Source organism: Lentzea fradiae (assembly GCF_900100955.1).
In the GTDB taxonomy this organism is placed as follows: domain Bacteria; phylum Actinomycetota; class Actinomycetes; order Mycobacteriales; family Pseudonocardiaceae; genus Lentzea; species Lentzea fradiae.
Window position 1 is genome coordinate 36,419 of sequence record NZ_FNCC01000015.1, and the last position, 20,691, is coordinate 57,109.

Genomic DNA, 20,691 nt, shown 5'->3' on the forward strand with positions numbered 1-20,691 from the left:
ACGTGGCGCGACCTGACCGACAACGTGAACTTCATGGCGGAGAACCTGACGACCCAGGTCCGCAACATCGCCCAGGTCACGACGGCGGTCGCGCAGGGCGACCTGACGCAGAAGATCACCGTCGACGCCCGCGGCGAGATCCTCGAGCTGAAGTCGACCATCAACATCATGGTCGACCAGCTGTCGTCGTTCGCCGACGAGGTCACCCGCGTCGCCCGCGAGGTCGGCTCGGACGGCCGTCTGGGCGGTCAGGCGCAGGTCCCCGGCGTCGCCGGGACGTGGCGCGACCTCACCGAGTCGGTGAACGTCATGGCGAACAACCTGACGACCCAGGTCCGCAACATCGCCCAGGTCACCACCGCCATCGCGCGCGGCGACCTGACCCAGAAGATCACCATCGACGCCCGCGGCGAGATCCTCGAGCTCAAGTCGACCATCAACACCATGGTCGACCAGCTGTCGTCCTTCGCCGACGAGGTCACCCGCGTCGCCCGCGAGGTCGGCACCGAGGGCCGCCTGGGCGGTCAGGCGACAGTGCCGGGCGTCGCCGGGACGTGGCGCGACCTGACCGACAACGTCAACTTCATGGCGAACAACCTGACCAACCAGGTCCGCAACATCGCCCACGTCGCGACGGCCGTCGCGAACGGCGACCTGTCGCAGAAGATCACGGTCGACGCGCGCGGCGAGATCCTGGAGCTGAAGTCGACGCTGAACACGATGGTCGACCAGCTGTCGTCGTTCGCGGAGGAGGTCACCCGCGTCGCCCGCGAGGTCGGCACCGACGGCAGGCTGGGCGGCCAGGCCCGCGTGCAGGGCGTCGCCGGCACGTGGAAGGACCTGACCGACAACGTCAACCTGATGGCGGACAACCTGACCGACCAGGTCCGCAACATCGCCGCCGTCGCCACCGCCGTCGCCAACGGCGACCTGTCGAAGAAGATCACCGTCGAGGCGAAGGGCGAGGTCGCGACCCTCGCCGACACCCTCAACGGCATGGTGGACACGCTCCGCGCGTTCGGCGACGAGGTCACCCGCGTCGCCCGCGAGGTCGGCACCGAGGGCATCCTGGGCGGCCAGGCGCGCGTGTCGGGCGTGGCGGGCACGTGGAAGGACCTCACCGACTCGGTGAACTTCATGGCGGACAACCTGACCAACCAGGTCCGCAACATCGCCCAGGTCACCACCGCCGTCGCGCAGGGCGACCTGACGAAGAAGATCGACGTCTCGGCGCGCGGCGAGATCCTGGAGCTCAAGACCACGATCAACACGATGGTCGACCAGCTGTCGTCGTTCGCCGACGAGGTCACCCGCGTGGCCCGCGAGGTCGGCACCGAGGGCAAGCTCGGCGGCCAGGCCGAGGTCGACGGCGTGGCGGGCACGTGGTCGAAGCTGACCGACAACGTGAACCAGCTCGCGTCGAACCTCACGACCCAGGTCCGCGCGATCGCCGCGGTCGCCACCGCCGTGACCGCGGGCGACCTGACCAGGCAGATCACCGTCGACGCGTCCGGCGAGCTCGCCGAGCTCAAGGACAACGTCAACCAGATGATCGCGAACCTGAAGGAGACGACCCGCGCGAACCGCGAGCAGTACTGGCTCAAGACGAACCTGGCCAGGCTGTCCGGCCTCATGCAGGGCCACCGCGACCTGCGCGCGCTCGCGTCGTTGATCATGAGCGAGCTGACGCCGCTGGTCAGCGCCCACCACGGCGCGTTCTACCAGATCCAGGAGGAGGACGACGCCAAGCAGACGCTGGAGCTGACCGCCTCCTACGGCTTCCGCCTGGAGTCGGCCCGCATGCCGCGCGTCGCGATGGGCGAGACGCTGGTCGGCCAGGCGGCGGCCGAGAAGAAGACGATCCTGGTCACCGACGTCCCCGGCCGCTACCTGACGGTGTCGTCCGCGCTCGGCGAGTCGGCCCCGGTCAACCTGGTGATCCTGCCGATCCTGTTCCAGGGCGAGACGCTGGGCGTGATCGAGCTGGCGTCGCTCAACGAGTTCACCGACGTCCACCTCGACCTCCTGGACCAGCTCAAGGAGGCCATCGGCGTCAACGTGAACACGATGCTGGCCAACTCCCGCACCGACCTGCTCCTCGTCGAGTCCCAGCGCCTCACCGCGGAGCTGAGGGCCGGTTCCGAGGAGCTGGAGGACCGCGCCCGCCAGCTGCAGACGGCGTCGAAGTACAAGTCGGAGTTCATGGCGAACATGTCGCACGAGCTCAGGACCCCCCTGAACTCGCTGCTGATCCTCGCCAAGCTCCTCGCCGACAACCTCGACGGCAACCTGAACCCGAAACAGGTCGAGTTCGCCCGCACGATCCACTCGTCCGGCTCCGACCTGCTGCAGCTGATCAACGACATCCTCGACCTGACCAAGGTCGAGGCGGGCCACATGACCGTCCACGAGGACCCGGTCCGCGTCGACGAACTGGTCCGTTACGTCGAGACGCTCTGCCTGCCCCTGACCGCGGAGAAAAACCTCGAGTTCTCCGTCCGCGTGGACCCGAACGTCCCGGAAACCCTCCGCACCGACGAACACCGCCTGCAGCAGATCCTGCGCAACCTCCTGTCGAACGCCGTGAAGTTCACCCACGACGGCGGCATCCGCCTGCACGTGCGAATGGACGACCCGTCCACCGTCGCGTTCGACGTCCACGACACGGGCATCGGCATCCCAGCCGAAAAACTCGCCGTGATCTTCGAGGCGTTCCAGCAAGCAGACGGCACGACGTCCCGCAAGTACGGCGGCACCGGCCTCGGCCTCTCCATCAGCCGCGAACTGTCCCAGCTCCTGAACGGCGCTCTCCGAGTCCGCTCCGAACCCGGCATCGGCTCGACGTTCACCCTCTGCCTGCCCCTGGGCAAGGCCATCACGGACGCTGTGGTCCTCCCCGAACCGACCCCGATCGTCACCCCGGCGGCCCCCGTCCAGGCCACCACCGGCTCAATCCGCTTCCACGGCGAAAAAGTCCTGGTCGTGGACGACGACCTCCGCAACGTCTTCGCCCTGACCAGCGTCCTGGAACTGCACGGCCTGGAAGCCATCTACGCCGACAACGGCATAACGGGCGTACGCGCCCTCGAACAGTACGACGACGTCGCCATCGTCCTGATGGACATCATGATGCCCGAACTGGACGGCAACGCCACGATCTCCGCCATCCGCGCGATGGAACGCTACGCCGACCTCCCCGTGATCGCCGTGACCGCCAAGGCCATGAAGGGCGACCGGGAGAAATCCCTCGCTTCCGGCGCCACCGACTACGTCGCCAAGCCCGTGGACACCGAACACCTGATCCGGCTGATCGCCTACTACCTGGGCGTGTCCTCGGAAGCCTGACGCACCCACCACCCCGCCCTCCGGCTTGGGTGGGGTGGTGGGTGCGTCGCTCGGCGGGCGGCACGAGAGCGGCAGGGCACGGGCGCCGCAGTACGTGGCCAAGCCACCGCGCGGAACCCTCGCCACGCCGCCGATGCGTCCCCTTGCGCGGCCGCTGAGCGGCAAGCCCAGCCCCATCGCCCGCGTCCAAGTACGCCCCGCCGGGGCCCGCCCCTACGGCGCGGCATCCACCGAGACGGCCTCGTCGACCGAAGCGTGCAAGCTCAACACCTCAGCCACGTCGGCCAGCTCGAACAGCCGCTTCACCGGTGCCTGCGCCGAGGCGATCCGCAGCTGTCCCCCGGCCTCCGCCAGCCGCCGGTGCCAGTCGAGCACCAGGGCCAGCCCGGTCGAGTCCATGAACTGCAGGTGCGCCAGGTCCAGCACCGCGTGCGCGCCGCTCACGTCCGCGTCAAGCCGTGCGGACAGCACGGGGACGGTGTCGATGTCCAGCTCACCGGCGACGGCGAGCACGCGCCATCCCCGCTGGACCTCGCTGCCGACGTTGAGCTCCATCGTCGCCGTTCCTTCCCGCCACGCCCGACTCGTGCGACCCAAATCGTGCAGCACGGCGTCCGACCATGCGACCACCGGGGGGCTGAAAGATCCGAACGGGGCACCGGATGTGCGACGATGCGCGTTGTGCTGAACGACCCACTGGCTGAGGTGCGGGTGACCCTGACCGCCGAGGGCGGGTCCTGCGCACGCGCCCGGCAGCTGGTGCGCGAGGCCGCGGCCTCGTGGGACCTGCCGGAGGAGCTCGCGGACGACGCGCAGCTCGTCGTCACGGAGCTCGTCTCCAACGGGATCGACCACGGTGAGGGGCTCATCACACTCACGGTGCGCCGCAAGGACGGCGGGATGCTGGTCGAGGTGCACGACGAGTCGCCGGAGAAGCCTCTGCTGCGGCCCGTGGACCCCAGCTCGGCACGGGGCCGCGGGATGCAGCTCGTGCAGGCGCTGAGCGCCGACTGGGGCACCACTCCGGACAGCTCCGGCAAGGTGGTCTGGGCCCAACTGGTCCCGGACCAGGGGTAGACCGGGAACCACCCACCCCTGGAGCCACCCACGCGGGAACCGCCCAGAAGACCCGTTCGCGGGAATCACCACTAGAACGGCGGGAACGGGGTACCTCCCCCCGTATGACCGCCACGCCTCCTGACCCCGACCCGTACCGCACGCCAGGTCTGGAACCCGGCGGCGGCGTCGCGCCGGGGGACACGCCGCCCGACTCCGGGCAGACCTCCGGTCTGTCGCACCACGAGCAGAAGCCGCCGTCCAAGGCGGCGTCACGCGTTGTGATCACGCTCATCGTGTTGTTCGCCGTTCTGGTGGCGGCGATGTTCGTGACCAGGGCTTTCCTGCTGGAGTGAGGGCTCCGCGCAGCCGCTTCGGCTTGTGACCGTCACCGAGAGGCGCGTACGGTCGGTGCGGACGGGAGTCCTTATGAACGAGCTTCGCCAGAGAACGACCTATGTCCAGTCCATCCCGATCGTCGCGCTCACGGGCGAGATCGACATGATGTCGTCGGCGCCGGTGACGAGCAGGCTCGCCGAGCTCCTCGGCCGCAAACCCCCCGCCCTCGTCGTCGACCTGCGCGAGGTGCGGTTCTTCGGGTCGGAGGGAATCCGGGCGCTCGTGACGACCCAGACGCAGGCGGACGAGCTCGGCGTGAAGTTCGGCGTCGTCAGCGACACGAGGATCGTGTTGCGCCCGCTGGAGATGACGGCGGTCGACCAGGTGCTGCACCTGTTCGCCGACGTCGACGACGCCGTGACGGCGCTACGCGGCTGATTCGCTCCTGCTCCGCGACCGCGCGACCAGGTCGAGCAGCAGGCCCTCCTTCGTCGACCACGGCGAGATGTCCACGACGTCGTGGCCGGACGCCTTCATCAACGCCTCCGCGACCACGGCGCCCGCGAGCGACTGCCGGGCCCGGTGCCGGGAGATGCCCGGCAGCGCGGCGCGTTCGCGCACCGACAGCTTCGCCAGGCGGGGAATCCACTTCTCCAGGTCGCGCAGGCGCAGCTGCCGCGGCGCGTAGGTGTCGTTGCGGGCGCCGGCCAGGCGGGCGAGCTGTTCGAAGACCTTGGAACAGCCGACCGCGCGAGCGCTCTCATGGTTGGGCAGGGCGCCGGAGAGACGGTCGCTCACCTCGGCCCGCATGTCCTCGACGGTCAGGCCCGCGCGCGTCAGGGTCCTCGCCCCGAGCGGCAGCGACAGCGCGAAGTCCGGCTCCGCGCCGGACCCGGCCGCGAGCTCCACCGTGCCGCCGCCGACGTCGAGCACGACCATCGGCCCCGCGCCCCAGCCGAACCAGTGCCGGGCCGCGGTGTAGGAGTAGCGGGCTTCTTCCTTGCCCGACAAGACTTCCAGGTCGACCCCGGTGCGTCTGGCGACCTTGCGCATGACCTCGGCCGCGTTCGCGCAGTCGCGCACCGACGAGGTGGCGAACGGCAGGAACGGGACGTCACCCGCCTTCTTGCGGGCGGCGCGCACGGCCGCGCAGAGGGACTCGACACCGGCGGCGCTGATGGCCCCGGTGGAGTCGAGCTCGCGGTCCAGGCGCAGCCGCACCTTGTGGGAGAACAGCGGGCGCATCAGGTCTCGTTCCACGACCACCAGGTGTGCGCTGAAGCACCCGACGTCGAGAACCCCGACCGCCATCCGCCACTCTCCTTCTCGTTCCGGTTCAGGTTCACGTCATTCCATCGGCGCCCATTCTGCGGGATCGGAGACCCCGATCAGGCGAGATGTGCCCGATGACATGCGTTACAGTCGCCCGATGTCACTGGTGGAGATACCTTCCCGGCTCGAACACGCCCTGAGCAAGGCGGAACGCGGCGTAATCGTACTGGCGGTGGACGGTCTCTCGGCCGACGTGGCGAAGCAGTCGTGGCTCACCGCCTCGCTCTCCACGCTCACCTCCACCGTGCCCTCCACGGCTCCGACCGCCTTCCTCACCGCGCTGACCGGCGTCACCGCCGACGTCCACCGGGTGCCGGGAACGGTGTACCGCAACGGATCCGGCCTCGTGCACGCGGTCAACGGCGCGCCGGCGGTCCCGGACCTGCCGACCGTGCTGGAACGGCACGGCGCCACGGTCCTGGCCCGCGAGCTCGACCTCCACGAGGGAACCTGGGCCAGGGCACTGCTGCGAGGCTGCACCCGGATACCCGCGCCCCCGAAGCACAAACTCGCCGCGCAGGCGGAGGATCCGCCCCTGCTGGTGGCGAACGTGGTGGCGGACCTGGACAAGGCGCTGCCGGACGCCGGGCTGCTCTGGACGTACGTCAACATCGACGACCACGTGCACCGCTACGGCTACGACGAGGCGGTGCACGAGGCGATGCTCCGGCTCGACGCGCACGCTTCCCGTTGGGCCGCACAGGGTTGGACGGTCGTCGCCCACTCCGGCAACGGTCAGGTCGCCGTCTCGCCGGACGCCGAACTGGCCGAGGCGTGGGACGCGATCGTGCGCGAGGAGTGCGTGATCCCCTCCGGCGGGGCGGGCAGGACCCGGTGGCTCTACCCGAAGACCGGGCGCACCGAGGCCGTTTTCGACCGCGTCGCAACGACTCTGGGCTCGACGGCCACCGTGCACCACGCGGGCGACCTCGGCCTGCCGCAGCCGGAGACGGGCCCGGTCGTCGCGATCGCGGCAGCGCCGGAGTTCCCGCTCTCCGACCCGTCCAGGAAGTTCGAGCACGGCGGCCGCAGCGACGAGGAGATGGACGTCCCGTTCGCGGTCTGGCAGTCCTCCGACTGAGGAGGGACTCGTCGGCACCTGCCTCACCACCAGGTCGGCGCGCGGAGGCGGTGCCGGCGCGCGGCACCCGCCCGGCCGAGGACGGCGTGGAGGTCTCGCTGCCGTACGGCGCCTACTCCCTGTTCGAGGTGATCCCGCGGGTGCTCAAGCCCGTGCGGCTCGCGAAGGCCATCGGCCTGCAACCCTCACTGCTCGACCACGCGCGCCGTCGGCCCGTCGGTCCAGGTCGCTTCGAGCCTGGACAGGCGGCCGGCGGTGGTGCGGAAGTTCACGACGAGCGGTCCGCCGGGCTGTTCCACGGCCACCGACCAGCCGTCGGCGGGGGTGGCGGACAATGCCACCACCGTTCCGTCCGGGCGGTACCGGGCCACCACGTCACCTCCCCTGAGGTGGAACGCGTGGACGTAGGAGCCGTCCGGCTGCCATTCGCCCTGCGGGAGTTGAGCCGGGGTGGGACGCGCATCCGTACTACTCGGAGGAACCGGAACGGACGAACTGACCGCGGGAGGCTTGGTGGACGTGGGTGCGGAGGTGGCAGGCGTCGTGCTGGACGGGGGCGTCGTGACGCCGGACGGGGCGAGCGTCGGCATCGGGAGGACGACCGTCTCCAGGGTGGGTCCCACGGCCGCGACCGGCGTGGGCTCCATCGCGGAGCGGATGCCGAACCAGGACAGGCCGACGGCGACCGCGGTCACCAGGGCCCACGCGGCCAGGTATCCGAGCGACCGTCTCACCGCGGCGACCCTCCCGTAACGGCTCATGGCATCAGTGCTGCTGGTCGAGGACGACCCCGTGGTGCGCGCGGCGGTCACGCGCGCGCTCACCGGTCAGGGCCACATCGTGCACGGTGTGGCGCTCGCGATCGAGGCTTTGCGCGAAGTCACCGCCACCGGTTACGACGTCGTGGTGCTCGACCTGGGGCTCCCCGACCTCGACGGCGGCGACGCCCTGCGGATGATCAGGGGCGTCACGAACACGCCGGTCGTGATCGCCACGGCCCGCGACGACGAGGCGGAGATCGTCCGCCTGCTCAACGCGGGCGCCGACGACTACCTGGTGAAGCCGTTCTCCAGCGAGCACCTGGAAGCGCGGCTGCAGGCCGTGCTGCGCAGGGCGCGCGACACGACGCAGCTCGTCGTCGGCGGCCTGGAGATCGACGTGAGCCTGCGCAGGGCCTCCGTCGACGGACGGGAGCTCTCGCTGACGCACAAGGAGTTCGAGCTGCTCTCCTACCTCGCGGCACGCCACGGCGAGGTGGTGCCGCGCGCCGAGATCCTCGCCAGCCTGTGGCCGTCCCACCGCGACGACCAGACGCTCGACGTGCACCTGTCGTGGCTGCGGCGCAAGCTCGGCGAGCGGGCCGCGCAGCCGCGGTACCTGCACACCGTGCGCGGGGTGGGCGTGCGGCTGGTCGCGCCGAGGTGAGGCGGTCACTGGTGCTGGTCGCTCTCGCGGCGACCAGCATGGTGGCGCTGGCCTTCCTGATCCCGCTCGCGATCGTCGTCAAGAACGCCGCGTACACCCGCGCCCTGAGCGAGGCCGAGAAGCAGGCCAACGCGCTCACCCCGGCCCTGGTGATCACCACGCGGCCGCAGGAGGTCCGGCAGGCGATCCGCAGCACCCGCTACGGCGCCCAGCAGCGGCTCGCGGTGCACCTCAGCGCGCCGTCCGCCACCTACGGCACGTCCCACATCACCGCGCAGGACCTCGACGAGGCCAGGAAGCTCGCCACGGCGTCCACCGTCGAACGACCGGACGGCGTCGCCTACCTCCAGCCGCTCGCCACCAGCGAGAGCGGTCTCGCGATCATCGAGGCGTTCGTGCCGCACGAGCAGCTCACGCACGGCGTCGTCGGCACGTGGTGGCTGCTCGCGGGCGTGGCGGTGGGGCTGGTCGCCGTGTCTGTGCTCGTCGCCGACCGGCTCGGGGCGCGAGCCGTCGCCGCGACGCGGGCGCTGGCGGAAGGCGCGCGGCGCATGGGACAGGGGGACCTGACCGCGCGCGTTCCGGTCAAGGGACCACCCGAGGTGGCGGAGGCCGGCAAGGCGTTCAACGCCATGGCCGAACGCGTCCGCCACCTCCTCGCCGCGGAACGGGAGGTGGTCGCCGACCTCTCGCACCGCCTCAGAACCCCTCTCACGGCCCTCCTGCTGGACGCGGACGCCCTCGGACAGGGGTCGGGGGCGGACCGCATCCGCACGGCCGTGCAGGGGCTTGAGAGAGAGGTCGGCGAGATCATCAGGGCCGCCCGGTCGGGACTGCGTCGCGACGACGGCGGTGTGGACGCCGCGGACGTGGTCCGCGACCGGCTGGTGTTCTGGTCCGCGCTCGCCGACGACCAGGAACGGCCGTGGGCGGTCAGGGGCGCGGACCGGCCCGCACAGGTGCCGCTGTCGCGCACGGACCTCACGGCCGCGCTCGACGCGTTGCTCGGCAACGTCTTCCGCTACACGCCGGAGGGCACGCGGTTCGCCGTGACGCTCGTGCACCAGGCCGACCTGGTCGCGCTCGTCGTGGAGGACGCGGGCCCCGGCATCCCGGACGCGGGCAGGGCGGTGCGCAGGGGTGCGAGCGGGGGCGGTTCCACCGGGCTCGGGCTCGACATCGCGCGCCGCGCCGCGGAGAGCACGGGTGGCTCGCTCCACGTCGACCGCGGGCCGCTGGGTGGCGCACGCGTGCAATTGAGGCTCCGGAGGGTCTGAAGGGCTCTTTCGGGAGAGCCGGGGAAGCACACCGCCGGCGGCGCGGACCGTGGGACGGGTCCGGCGCCGCCGGCGGGCACCGGCAGGCCGCTGCGCACCGCTGCCGCACCACCGGGTCCCGAGCAGGAGGGAGGAACCCGATGAGCGGTGCGCGCTGGCCTTTCCCACACCGGTGTTACGAGGTGGATCTGCCGGGGCTCTCGGCGTCTGGTGTGGGGTGCCGGCGTATTCAGGTGGTCTTCGGTCGTTTTCCCGACCGGACACGAAGTTAGCCGAGCCCGCCCGGCGGCCAATCCACCGTTCAGACGATTAATTGGTTTTAAACATCTTTAAGCTTCGCCACCGAATGGCCAGCGTCTTAATTTGATTTAAGATTTCGAAACCATTTCCGGCCGAACGATGCCCGGCCCGGGTCGCCCGCAAGATCCGGCACAGGCGCCCGAAGGCCCCACGACGTGGCATACCGGGCGGAACGTGAGCCCAGACCCCCTCGGCTCACGAATTCCGCGGAACGGTTCGGCGGACGGCGACCCGCCCCCCGATCGATCACCCACAGCGGCTGAAGGTATACTCACAGTGAGCACGGACAGCGCGTTTCGTGACCCGGTCGTGACTTTGGACGGGTGAGTCAACCAGGGCATTGCTTCCCGCGTATACCCATGTAGATTCCCGCTCACCGCGAGGGCCATTCGGGTGACCACCGCGGATCGCGCGCCGCACGCGAAACGGAGGCAGCATGCAGGCGAACGCCCAGACCGCCCAGGTTGACGACCTGACACTCATCGCGCTGCCCACCGCGGTGAACTGCGCGGATCTGTTCGTGCGCTTCACACTCGGTGAGTGGCGTCTGCGGAACATGATCGGCGAGTGCTCGGCCGTCGCGTGTGCGCTGGTCGAGGCCGCCGTGGAGTCCGCGGACCCCAAGACGTCCCGCCTGATCACGCTGCGCCTGAGGCTCAGCGGCGACTACCTGGTGGTCGAGCTGGAGGCGGCGCGGTTCACGATGCCGCCGGCCTCGCCCGACCTGCGCACCGGCGTGCTGGAGCTGGCCGGTGGCATCAAGCTCGTCTGGTGCGAGCTGCCGCTGCCGACCGGCGTGAACGCGACCGCCGTGCCGCTGCCGCGCCGGGAGAAGCGCCGGTCGCCCGCCGCCGAGGCGCTCGGCGACGAGCCGGACGTCGATCCCGAGCTCATCCAGCGCATCCTGTTCGGGCTGGGCGGCTCGATGGGCGGCGGCCCCCGGTAACCCCTCCGCACCGCACGGCAAAGGCGCGTCCACAGTGGACGCGCCTTTGTCGTTCCCGCGACGGGGAGGATTCTCCGAGCAATTCCGTGGAATCGCTCTCAAGCGATCAGATGTTCTGGTTCGCGAAACCCTTGGTCGCGATCTTGGACAACATGCCCTGCCACACCGACGTGCTCGAGTGCGGGTCGCCGGTCACGCCGAGCGCCGACTTGAGGCCGTTGAACGCGGTGGTCGTCTTGGTGCCCCAGACGCCGTCGACGACGAGGCCCGACCCGCGGAAGTTGTTGCACACGGCCTGGACGAACTTGGTGTCCGCCTCGGAGCTCTTGACCGCGCGGACCGGCATGCCGCCGAAGTCCGAGTGGATGTGGTCGGCATGCGCGGCGTTGTACCAGCCGTCGAGCACGTAGCGGAACCGGCGGCGGCACACGGCCTCCGTGGCGAGGTAGCGCTTGCGGACCGACGCCGTGCCCGACGCGTGCGCCTGGTCCAGCGGAGAGATCGTGTTGCCTCCCGACCAGCGGATGTGGTCGAGGTCCATCGCGGTGCCGGCGCCGTGCTGACCGGTCTTGTTGACGTAGAACCCGGCGGAGACGATGTAGCTGATCGAGCCGTAGGCCGACGACAGCGACCGCAGGTCCCTGATCCAGGCGACGAGCGCGTCGTAGAACGCGTCGGTGGCCTGCCAGTTGCGGGCCGTCGTGTTGCCGCGGTTGGAACGCCAGTAGTAGACGGGCGTGCCGTCGATCTTCTGGAACGTCTTGAGTGCCAGGACACCGGCCTCGGCGGCCCTGATCTCCTCTTCCGTGTGCTGGTCGTGGATCTTCGGGTCGGCACCGGCCAGGCCGGGAGCGACGGTGGACAGACCGGCGAGACCGGCGACGGCCGCCGCGCCCGTGACGAAGCCGCGCCTGGTGACGTTGTTCTCGAACACCCCAGTACTCCCTCTCGAGTCCGCGCCGGAGCGGACAGGTCAGGGGCCTGTCCCGGCACCCGGCGCGAGGGAGTCTAGGGATGGTGATCCACCCGGGGAATGCGGCCTGAGCTGGGGTTTTCCGTTGTCTTTACCGGACGGGGCCGAGGACCCGGACGAGGTTGCGCTCCGTGTCGCCGCCCAGTTTCTCGAGCGCCAGCCTCGCCACGGGGGTGCCGAGCTTCGCCAGTCCGGTGAGCTCGACGTGCGCGCGGTAGCCGATCCGGGTGGTGCCGGGAGCCGCTCCCGGGGTGATCGTGATGTCGTCCGTCGTGGTGGCGGTGTCGTTGCGGCCGACGAACCGCAGCCCGTCCGGGTCGTCGCGGGTCATCTCGTAGACGAGCTCGGTGCGGCGGCCGAGGAACGTCGACACGCAGTGCCAGCGGGAGCCGACCCCGACCGGTCCGTCGTCGAGGCGCCGGCACGACACGGTGCCGGGGTCCCACTGCTCGGTGCGGGCGAAGTCGCGCAGGTACTCGACGACTCCCTCGGGTGGGGAGGCGACGGTGAAGGTGCGTTCGACGTCGACTCCGGAGGTCTGCGGCGCGTCGAACGCCTGCGGCACCCGGCGGACCCGGTACCGGTCGACGAGCTCCGCCTGCTCCGCGGCGCGGCGGGCGAGCCGGTCGATCCTGTCCTCGTCGAAGCTCTGCAGCTTGCGCAGGGTCCGCCACATCGCGGACTTGGCCTCGATGCCGAGCCGGAGCCCTTCCAGCTCGACGACGTCGGTGAGCGGGGAGCGGCCGAGCACCCTGCCGTTGAGCTTGAGCCTGCCCGCCTTCTCCGAGAGCCAGCCGATCGCGGCCTTGTGCGGACGCGACTCGACGCCGACCTCGTGCATGAAGTCGAGCAGCTCCTTGCGGTCGGCGTCCAGGTCGTCGGCGAGGACGCGCAGCTCGGGGTGCGTCTTGCAGGCGCGGCGGGCGAGCTCGCCCCGGGGCCGTCGCGCCGGCCAGGTGGTCGTTGAGGTAGATGCCCAGCAACTCCTTGTTCACGGCGGGTGGTTACCCGCCGTGCGGCCCGGTCAAAGCTGCCGCGGCTCCTGCTTGGCCTGCACGGGTTCCAGGATGATCGGCTGCGCGCGGCGGCCGGTGACGATGTTCCACGCCCACTGCGTCAGCACCGCGACCCGGTTGCGCCACCCGACGAGGAACGCGATGTGCACGCCCGCCCACGCGACCTTGCCGATGAGCCCGCGCAGGTGCAGCTTCTTGATGTCCGCGACGGCGTCGCCGGGCGAGATCGTCGCCATCGTGCCGAGGTCGAGGTACTTGAACGGCTTGTGCGTGCGGCCCTCCAGCCGCGCGCTGATCACCTTGGCGACGTGGTGGCCCTCCTGGATCGCCGGTTCGGCGATGCCGGGCAGGTCGTTCAGGTTGACCATGTCGCCGATGGCGTAGATGCCGTCGGCCACCGAGCAGTCGGCGGGGTTGACGATGATCTTGCCCTTGCGGTCGACCTCGGCGCCGGTGGCCTCGGCGAGCTTGCGCGAGAGCGGGGACGCCTGCACACCCGCCGCCCAGACGATGGTCCGCGCCTCGACCCGGTCGCCGTCCTTGGTGGTGAGGCCCTCGGCGTCGATCGACTCGACCATCGCGCCGGTCATGACCGTGACGCCGAGCTGTTCGAGCTTCTTGCGGGTGTGCGCCCGCAGCGGTTCCGGGAACGGCGGCAGCACGTGCGGCACGGCGTCGAGCAGCGTGATCCGGATGTCGCGCGGGTCGATCTCGCGGAACTGGCCCTTGAGCGCGCGGCGCGCGAGGTCGGCGAGCTGGCCGACCAGCTCGACGCCGGTGGGGCCCGCGCCGACGACCGCGAACGACAGCCACTGCTTCGGGTCGTCGGCGGTCACCGCCGTCTCGAACGCCCGCAGCAGCCGCGACCGCAGCGACACCGCCTGCTCCAGGGTCTTCATCGGCGGGGCGACCTCGGCCCACTCGTCGTTGCCGAAGTAGCTGTCGCGCGACCCGGCCGCCACGACCAGCGTGTCGTAGCCGACCTGGCGCGACGTGCCGTCCGGCAGGTCGACGTGCACCTTCTTCGCGGTGGTGTCGAACCCGGTCACCTCGCCCAGCAGCACGTGCGCGTTGCGCTGCTTGCGCAGGATCGCCCGGAACGCCGGCGCGATGTCGCCCGCGGGCAGCAGCGCGGTCGCCACCTGGTAGAGCAACGGCTGGAACAGGTGGTGGTTCGTGCGGTCGATCAGCGTGACCTGGGCGTCGGCGCGCTTCAGCCCGCGCACGACCCCCAGCCCGCCGAAACCGCCGCCGACAACGACTACCCGGTGCTTGCTCATGCAGGTCGCATACCCACTTCGGGGCGGACGTATCCGGCGCCACCCCATCCGGTGGCTTCGCGGGCACGTTCCCGTTCGGCCGACTGTCGAAACATTCACCCGAACCGAGATCATCCGCGCCGCATAACCACGCCTGGTGTGGGTACACGGCGGGCATGACCACCACGGCCGACCAGTCGCTCTGGCTCACCGCCCTCCCCGCGCAGCCACGCCCCCCGCTGACCGGGCAGCACACGTTCGACGTGGCCGTCGTGGGTGGTGGCATCACCGGCCTGACCACCGCGCTGCTGCTCAAGCGCCGCGGCCTGCGGGTGGTGGTGCTGGAGGCCGGCCGGGTGGCGTCGGGCGTGTCGGGCAACAACACGGCCAAGGTGACCGCTCTGCAGGCCACGGTGTACTCGCAGATCCGCAGCAGGCACGGCCTGGGCGCCGCCACCGACTACGCGACCGCGTCCGTCGCCGCGGTGGCCCAGGTCGCCGAGCTGGTCCGCTCCGAGAACATCGACTGCGACCTGCGCCGCTCCCCCGCCGTCACCTACGCCTACGCCGAGGACGAGGTGCGCGACGTCGACCACGAGCTGATCACCGCGCGCCAGGTCGGCCTGCCGGTGCGCAGCGGCACGACGGACGTCGACCTCCCGTTCCCGGTCCACGCCGCGATCCGGCTCGACGACCAGATCGCGCTGCACCCGGTGAAGTACCTGCTCGGCCTGGCCGGCGCGGTCGACGGCGACGGCAGCCTGGTGTACGAGAACAGCAGGGTCGTCGAGGTGAAGGGCACCAGCGTCCACACCGAGGGCGGCCGGGTCGACGCCTCGCAGGTGGTGATCGCCACGCACTTCCCGATGCTCGACCGCGGCCTGTACTTCGCGCGGCTGGAGCTGACCCGCGCCTACTGCGTCGCGGCCAGGGTGAAGAACCCCACGCAAGCGCTCGCGATCAGCACCGGCAGCCCCTCGTGGTCGGTGTCCGCGTACGGCGACCAGCTGATCCTGGCCGGGCAGAGCCACTCCACCGGCAAGCCCGTCGTCGAGCCGTACCGCCGGCTGGAGGACTTCGCACGGCAGCACTGGCAGGTCGAGGAGATCACGCACCGGTGGTCGGCGCAGGACCCGACGGCCTACGACCACCTGCCGATGATCGGCGGCTACACGCCGGGCAGCGACACGCTGTTCACCGCCACCGGCTACATGAAGTGGGGGCTGACCAGCGGCACGTTCGCCGCGAGCCTGCTCGCCGACCTCGTCACCGGCAAGCCGAACGACCTGGCTGCCCGGTTCAGCCCGCACCGGATGTCGCTGAAGTCGCTGCCGGACCTCGTGAAGAAGAACGCCGAGGTCGCGGTGCAGATGGTCGGCGACAGGGTGATGCCCGCCGCCGCCACCTCCAGCGAGGACCTGCGGCCGGGACAGGGCCACGTCGTCCGCGACGGCGCCGGCAAGACCGGTGTCTACCGCGACGCCGAGGGCACGTTGCACGGCGTGTCGTTGCGCTGTACGCACCTCGGTTGCCTGGTGCGGTTCAACGCCGCCGAGCACAGCTGGGACTGCCCGTGCCACGGCTCGCGCTTCGACGTCGACGGCACGGTGCTGGAGGGACCGGCGACCCGGCCCCTCCAGCGCAAGAAGCCGCGGTGACGGCCCCAGCCGGAGCTCAGCTCTTCGCCACCAGGGTCAGCACGTCGTAGCGGGCCACCGACTCGCCCTTCTGGTTCGCCACGTCGGCGTCCCAGCGCACCTCGCCGTAGTCCTGGTCCTCGCGCGGCGTGATCTGCTTGACCGTCAGCGTCACGGTCAGCTGGTCGCCGGGGAACGTCGGCGTGAGGAACCGCAGGTTCTCCAGGCCGTAGTTGGCGAGCACCGGGCCCGGCTCCGGCGAGACGAAGAGACCGGCGGCGAACGACACGACGAGGTAGCCGTGCGCGACCCTGCCGCCGAAGAACGGGTTCGCGGCGGCGGCCTCCTCGTCCATGTGCGCGTAGAACGTGTCACCGGTGAACGACGCGAAGTGCTCGATGTCCTCCAGCGTCACCTCGCGCGGACCGGCCACGACCGTGTCGCCCAAGCGCAGTTCGGCCAGCGTCTTGCGGAACGGGTGCACGTCCGCCTCACGGCGAGGAGCACCCGTGACCCACCGGTTCGTGATGGCGGACAACGTGCGCGGGCTGCCCTGCACAGCCGTGCGCTGCATGTGGTGCAGCACGCCTCGCATGCCACCCATCTCCTCGCCGCCACCCGCGCGTCCCGGACCGCCGTGCACCAGCATCGGCAACGGCGACCCGTGCCCGGTCGACTCGCCCGCGTCCTCGCGGTCGAGCACCAGCAGGCGGCCGTGCCACGGCGCCACGCCGAGCACGACGTCCCGCACGAAGCCGGTGTCCGCAGACACGACCGAGCCGACCAGCGAGCCGGAGCCCCGTGCCGCCAGTGTCACCGCGTCCTCGACGGAGTCGTACGGCATCAGCGTCGAGACCGGCCCGAACGCCTCGACCTCGTGCGGCTGCACGGCGTCGGCGGCGGCGCGCAACAGCATCGGTGACATGAACGCGCCACGTTCGGCGTCGGCGTCCACAAGGGACAGCGGACCGTCGCCGTAGACGACGGACGCGTTCTCCCGCAACGCCTTCAGCGACCGCAGCACCTCCTCGCGCTGCTCCAGCCCGGCCAGCGCGCCCATCTGCACCGACTTGTCGGCGGGGTTGCCGACGACGACCTCGGCGAGCTTGGCCGACGTCGCCTCGGCCACCGCGTCGATCAGCGACGACGGCACGAGCGCACGCCGGATCGCGGTGCACTTCTGCCCGGCCTTCGTCGTCATCTCGGTGACGAGCTGCCCCACGAACAGGTCGAACTCGGGCGTGCCGGGCGTCGCGTCCGGGCCGAGGATCGAGCAGTTCAGCGAGTCGGCCTCGGCGTTGAACCGCACCGACGACCGGACGACGGCCTGGTGCGTGCGCAGGTGCTGCGCGGTCGAGGCGGACCCGGTGAACCCGACGAGGTCCTGCTCGGTCAGGTGGTCGAGCAGGTCGCCCGCCGAGCCGCAGACGAGCTGCAGCGACCCCTCCGGCAGCAGACCGGAGGCGAGCATCAGCTCGACCAGCTTCTCGGTGACGTAGGCGGTCTGGGACGCGGGCTTGATCAGCGACGGCACCCCGGCGATGAACGCGGGCGCGAACTTCTCGAGCGGGCCCCACATGGGGAAGTTGTAGGCGTTGATCTGCACCGCGACCCCGCGCAGGGGCGTGCAGATGTGCTGGCCGGCGAACGTGCCCCCGCGTCCGAGCGGCTCCAGGCCGCCGTCGACGAGCACCTTGTCGTTGGGCAGCTCGCGCTTGGCCTTGGACGCGTACCCGAGCAGCACGCCGAAGCCGCCGTCGACGTCGATCCACGAGTCGGACCGGGTGGCGCCCGACCGGGCGGACAGCGCGTACAGCTCGGCCTTGTGCTCCTTGAGGTACAGGCCGAGCGCCTTGAGCAGCTGCGCCCGCTGGTGGAACGTCAGCTCGCGCAACGCGGGCCCGCCGACCTCCCGGCCGTGCCGCAGCGCCGCCCCCATGTCGACGCCCGCGGACGAGATCCGGGCGATCTCCTCCCCCGTGACGGCGTCGTGCAACGGCGCGCCCTCCGCGGCCGGCGTGTGCCACCCGCCCGACACGTAGCTGCGCAGCAACCTCATCGCGCCACCCTTCTCCCGCCGGGGCCGATGGATCGTCATCGACCCGTCCAACTGGGAAAACTCCGGTTCCCGGAGCCCTCCGCACCGGCTGGCACGGTATCAGCCGACCGGCCCGGTGATCAGTGGCAGAGCAGTCGCGTCCGTCCGGACCTCCACACGCCGGAGATCTCCTCACAACAATTTCACGGATGTCGTGTCCCACCATTCCGTCTCAATTGAATCTATTGAGACGGAGGCCAAACAAGACGTTTGCGTGCCCGAAAGTTGACCGCTTCCTTAAGTCTTGGTTAACCTGAATTCCCGGGGGTTCAGAACGTCCTGTGAATTCGTTTGGAGGGAGAGCTGTTGGTGTTCACCGTAGACCCAAAGCTGCCCCTCTCTGTGGATCGTCGCAGCTCACAGCTGTCTTGAGCTGCGTTTGTCCGATTCCATCCGCTGACGCGTTGAAATCGTCGGGCCTCGCCATGCCCTGATTCCACGTCATTGCGACGCAACACACACCCGCTCCGGGCGGAGCACCCGAAAAGGCCCTCGTGCCCTTTCGGTCATCCCTCCGTGCCCGCTTGACCACCACGGAAGACGAACATGGCCATCAAAGGATCAACCTCCACGCCGGGGACGAGCGCACCGGCCGAGACCGGTCAGAACGACCCGCCGCCCGCCACGTCGTCTCCCGAACCGCAAGCGCCACCCGAGGCTTCGTCGCCCCCTCCCTCGCCGTCGTCGCCGCCTCCTCCCTCGCCGCCCCGTCCGCGCGGCACTCCCGGGCCCACCGGCAAGTCGGGGTTCCTGGTCGAGGAGTCGACCCTCACGGCACTCGGGCGGACCGCGGGCAACCTCGAGTCCGGCTACCGGGGCGTCAGCTCGAAGCTGGCGGGCCTGCACATGTCGTGGAACGCGCTCGGCATGATCGGCACGCCGTTCGTGGGCGCGCTGAACGGCTCCAACTCGAAGTCGGTCGACAACGCCACCAGCGCGGCGGACAGCTTCCGCAAGGTCCAGGACAACCTCAAGGCGACCGCCCAGACCTACCGCGACAACGACGCGAACATCGCGAAGCAGTTCAGCAAGTTCGAGCCGGACACCGACGGCGCCGCGTCGAAGGCCAGGAACCTCCCGTCCGGCACCCCGCCGGGCGGCACCACCTCCGCACCGGCACCGCAGGGCGGCCGGGTCAGCGACGCTCCCGACCTGCCCGGCACGACCACCACGGCAGGCACGACCTCCGCCCCCGCACCGCAAGGCGGCCGGGTCAGCGACGTCCCCGACCTGCCCGGCACGACCACCACGGCCGCGGCCCCCGCGCCCCCGCCCGCACCGCAAGGCGGCCAGGTCCCGCCGGTCCCCGGCTTCACCGGCGTCACCGCTCCCGCCGCCTCCGCCGGCACGCCACCACCGGCGGGCGGACAGGTCCGCGGCGCGCCGGACCTCACCGGCGCGACCAACCCCGCGGCCCACGGTCCCGCCGGTCCGGTGGGTGGCCCTGCGCCGGGCCCGCGTGGTGGCTGGCAGCCGCCCGGCGGGCGGGGTCCCGCCGTCGCACCGCCGGTCACCGACACCACCAACGTCACCGCCATGTGGCCACCGGCCGGGCCGCGGCCCGGCTCGACGCCCTACGTCCCCGGTGCCGCGGGCCCGACCCAGGGCATCTTCGCGCCGAACCCGCCCGCGGCGGACGCGCTGCGGCCGATCGCCGCGGCGGCACCTCCCACGCCGCCGCCACCACCCCGGCCGCAGCCGGTCGCGCCCCCGCCGGGGCCGAGCCCGCGTCCCGGTGGCGGCTGGCAGCCGTCCGCGGGGCCGGGTCCCGCCGCCCCGCAGTTCACCGACCCCTCCGCGGGGCCGCGACCGGGCCCCGTCCCCGGTTTCACGGGCCCGCCCCAGGGCACCTTCGCGCCGAACCGGCCGGGGGAAGACGTGCTGAAGCCGATCGGCGACGCGCAACCACCCACGGAGCCGCGTCCGCCGAAACCGGCACCGCCCGACCCCTTCGCTCCGCCGCCCACGCCTCCGCCCGTGAAACCGGTCCTGGCGCCGACGAACATCCTGGACCTGCTCGACCCGCGGGGTTATCCGGACGGCCACGGCCACGGGTCGCCCTCGGGGTACAAGACGGACGCGGCCTGGCCCGCCACGACGATCGACGGCAAGCCGTGGGCGGACCTGCAGAACCTCACTCCGGAGGAGAGCCGGAAGTGGATCGACAACCTCCGCAACGTCCTGGCCTCCAAGCCGGACGGCGCGTTCTTCTGGTCCGGCAACATCTTCGACTCCGAGGGCAACCGGATCTCGGTGATGAACGAGGCGGAGTACATGGCGAAGGCCGACGGGCGCAACACACTCGAGGGCACGCTGGACGACAGGGCCATCAAGCTGCCCGGCTGGGGCAACACCTCGCCCGAGGGCAAGGCCGTGTGGGACAGCGTCTCCGCGAGCCTCGCGCACGGTGCCAGCGGTGACGTCTACGTGCTGCTCGGCCCGACGCGGCGGCCCGACAACGTCTTCCACATGACGGAGTTCCCGATCCTGCAGCAGAACCCCAACGTGTCGCGGGTCGTCGCCATCGACGTGCTGACCAAGGAGGAGACGGTGATCTTCTCCCGGTAGCGGTGCCCGGCCGAGCCGATCGCGATCGGCTCAGCCGGA

The 20,691-nt window shown here is 70.9% G+C and carries 17 protein-coding genes; 10 read left to right on the plus strand and 7 right to left on the minus strand.

What is annotated here, in order from left to right:
- A partial coding sequence (locus tag BLT23_RS31060; protein WP_090055591.1) for a HAMP domain-containing protein occupies nt 1–3,345 on the plus strand: 3,345 nt, incomplete at its 5' end.
- 213 nt (nt 3,346–3,558) lie between these two features.
- Here BLT23_RS31060 and BLT23_RS31065 read toward each other — a convergent pair.
- Nucleotides 3,559–3,900 carry an STAS domain-containing protein gene (locus BLT23_RS31065; protein WP_090055594.1) on the minus strand — a complete coding sequence of 114 codons (342 nt, stop codon included), beginning with the start codon at nt 3,898–3,900 and terminating at the stop codon, nt 3,559–3,561.
- Nucleotides 3,901–4,026: 126 nt separating this feature from the next.
- On the opposite strand from BLT23_RS31065, the gene BLT23_RS31070 reads away from it, so the two are divergent.
- The 3 genes from BLT23_RS31070 (at nt 4,027) to BLT23_RS31080 (ending at nt 5,178) form a co-directional block, all read left to right on the plus strand.
- Complete coding sequence (locus tag BLT23_RS31070) at nt 4,027–4,422, plus strand: ATP-binding protein (RefSeq protein WP_090055597.1); 396 nt, start codon at nt 4,027–4,029, stop codon at nt 4,420–4,422.
- A gap of 104 nt (nt 4,423–4,526) precedes the next feature.
- Nucleotides 4,527–4,757: a DUF6480 family protein gene (locus BLT23_RS31075; RefSeq protein WP_090055600.1), complete on the plus strand. Its 231-nt coding sequence runs from the start codon at nt 4,527–4,529 to the stop codon at nt 4,755–4,757.
- 73 nt (nt 4,758–4,830) lie between these two features.
- A complete protein-coding gene (locus BLT23_RS31080) occupies nt 4,831–5,178 on the plus strand; it encodes an STAS domain-containing protein (protein WP_090055602.1) in 348 nt (115 codons plus the stop codon).
- On the opposite strand, the gene BLT23_RS31085 is transcribed toward BLT23_RS31080, so the two are convergent.
- Nucleotides 5,167–6,051 carry a Ppx/GppA phosphatase family protein gene (locus BLT23_RS31085; protein ID WP_090055605.1) on the minus strand — a complete coding sequence of 295 codons (885 nt, stop codon included), beginning with the start codon at nt 6,049–6,051 and terminating at the stop codon, nt 5,167–5,169. The two genes, BLT23_RS31080 and BLT23_RS31085, sit on opposite strands and share 12 nt — an antisense overlap.
- 118 nt (nt 6,052–6,169) lie before the next feature.
- Between BLT23_RS31085 and BLT23_RS31090 the strand changes: the two genes are divergently transcribed.
- Nucleotides 6,170–7,153, plus strand: a complete 984-nt coding sequence (locus BLT23_RS31090) for a hypothetical protein (RefSeq protein ID WP_090055608.1) — start codon at nt 6,170–6,172, stop codon at nt 7,151–7,153.
- A gap of 185 nt (nt 7,154–7,338) precedes the next feature.
- Here the strand turns inward: BLT23_RS31090 and BLT23_RS40285 are convergent, their stop codons facing one another.
- Entirely contained in the window at nt 7,339–7,887 is a 549-nt protein-coding gene (locus BLT23_RS40285; protein WP_143036104.1) for a hypothetical protein, read from the minus strand.
- Nucleotides 7,888–7,912: 25 nt separating this feature from the next.
- Between BLT23_RS40285 and BLT23_RS31105 the strand changes: the two genes are divergently transcribed.
- From BLT23_RS31105 to BLT23_RS31115, 3 genes are all read left to right on the plus strand, one after another.
- Entirely contained in the window at nt 7,913–8,578 is a 666-nt protein-coding gene (locus BLT23_RS31105) for a response regulator transcription factor (protein WP_090055618.1), read from the plus strand.
- An 11-nt stretch (nt 8,579–8,589) separates the two neighbouring features.
- Complete coding sequence (locus BLT23_RS31110; protein WP_245744368.1) at nt 8,590–9,855, plus strand: HAMP domain-containing sensor histidine kinase; 1,266 nt, start codon at nt 8,590–8,592, stop codon at nt 9,853–9,855.
- A gap of 736 nt (nt 9,856–10,591) precedes the next feature.
- On the plus strand, nt 10,592–11,101 hold the full coding sequence (locus BLT23_RS31115; protein ID WP_090055623.1) for a histidine kinase: 510 nt from the start codon (nt 10,592–10,594) through the stop codon (nt 11,099–11,101).
- A 106-nt stretch (nt 11,102–11,207) separates the two neighbouring features.
- On the opposite strand, the gene BLT23_RS31120 is transcribed toward BLT23_RS31115, so the two are convergent.
- The 3 genes from BLT23_RS31120 to BLT23_RS31135 all read right to left on the minus strand — a co-directional run bounded on the left by BLT23_RS31120 (nt 11,208) and on the right by BLT23_RS31135 (nt 14,370).
- Nucleotides 11,208–12,035 carry an extensin family protein gene (locus tag BLT23_RS31120; RefSeq protein ID WP_090055626.1) on the minus strand — a complete coding sequence of 276 codons (828 nt, stop codon included), beginning with the start codon at nt 12,033–12,035 and terminating at the stop codon, nt 11,208–11,210.
- Between the two features lie 130 nt (nt 12,036–12,165).
- Complete coding sequence (locus BLT23_RS31125) at nt 12,166–12,915, minus strand: SRPBCC family protein (RefSeq protein ID WP_245744370.1); 750 nt, start codon at nt 12,913–12,915, stop codon at nt 12,166–12,168.
- A gap of 183 nt (nt 12,916–13,098) precedes the next feature.
- A complete protein-coding gene (locus tag BLT23_RS31135; protein WP_090055628.1) occupies nt 13,099–14,370 on the minus strand; it encodes an NAD(P)/FAD-dependent oxidoreductase in 1,272 nt (423 codons plus the stop codon).
- Between the two features lie 155 nt (nt 14,371–14,525).
- Between BLT23_RS31135 and BLT23_RS31140 the strand changes: the two genes are divergently transcribed.
- A complete protein-coding gene (locus BLT23_RS31140; protein ID WP_090055630.1) occupies nt 14,526–16,007 on the plus strand; it encodes an FAD-dependent oxidoreductase in 1,482 nt (493 codons plus the stop codon).
- A gap of 16 nt (nt 16,008–16,023) precedes the next feature.
- Here the strand turns inward: BLT23_RS31140 and paaZ are convergent, their stop codons facing one another.
- Nucleotides 16,024–18,045: a phenylacetic acid degradation bifunctional protein PaaZ gene (paaZ, locus tag BLT23_RS31145; protein WP_090055632.1), complete on the minus strand. Its 2,022-nt coding sequence runs from the start codon at nt 18,043–18,045 to the stop codon at nt 16,024–16,026.
- 585 nt (nt 18,046–18,630) lie between these two features.
- Here paaZ and BLT23_RS31150 point away from each other — a divergent pair.
- Nucleotides 18,631–20,652: a hypothetical protein gene (locus BLT23_RS31150; protein WP_090055634.1), complete on the plus strand. Its 2,022-nt coding sequence runs from the start codon at nt 18,631–18,633 to the stop codon at nt 20,650–20,652.
- Nucleotides 20,653–20,691: the final 39 nt, after the last annotated feature.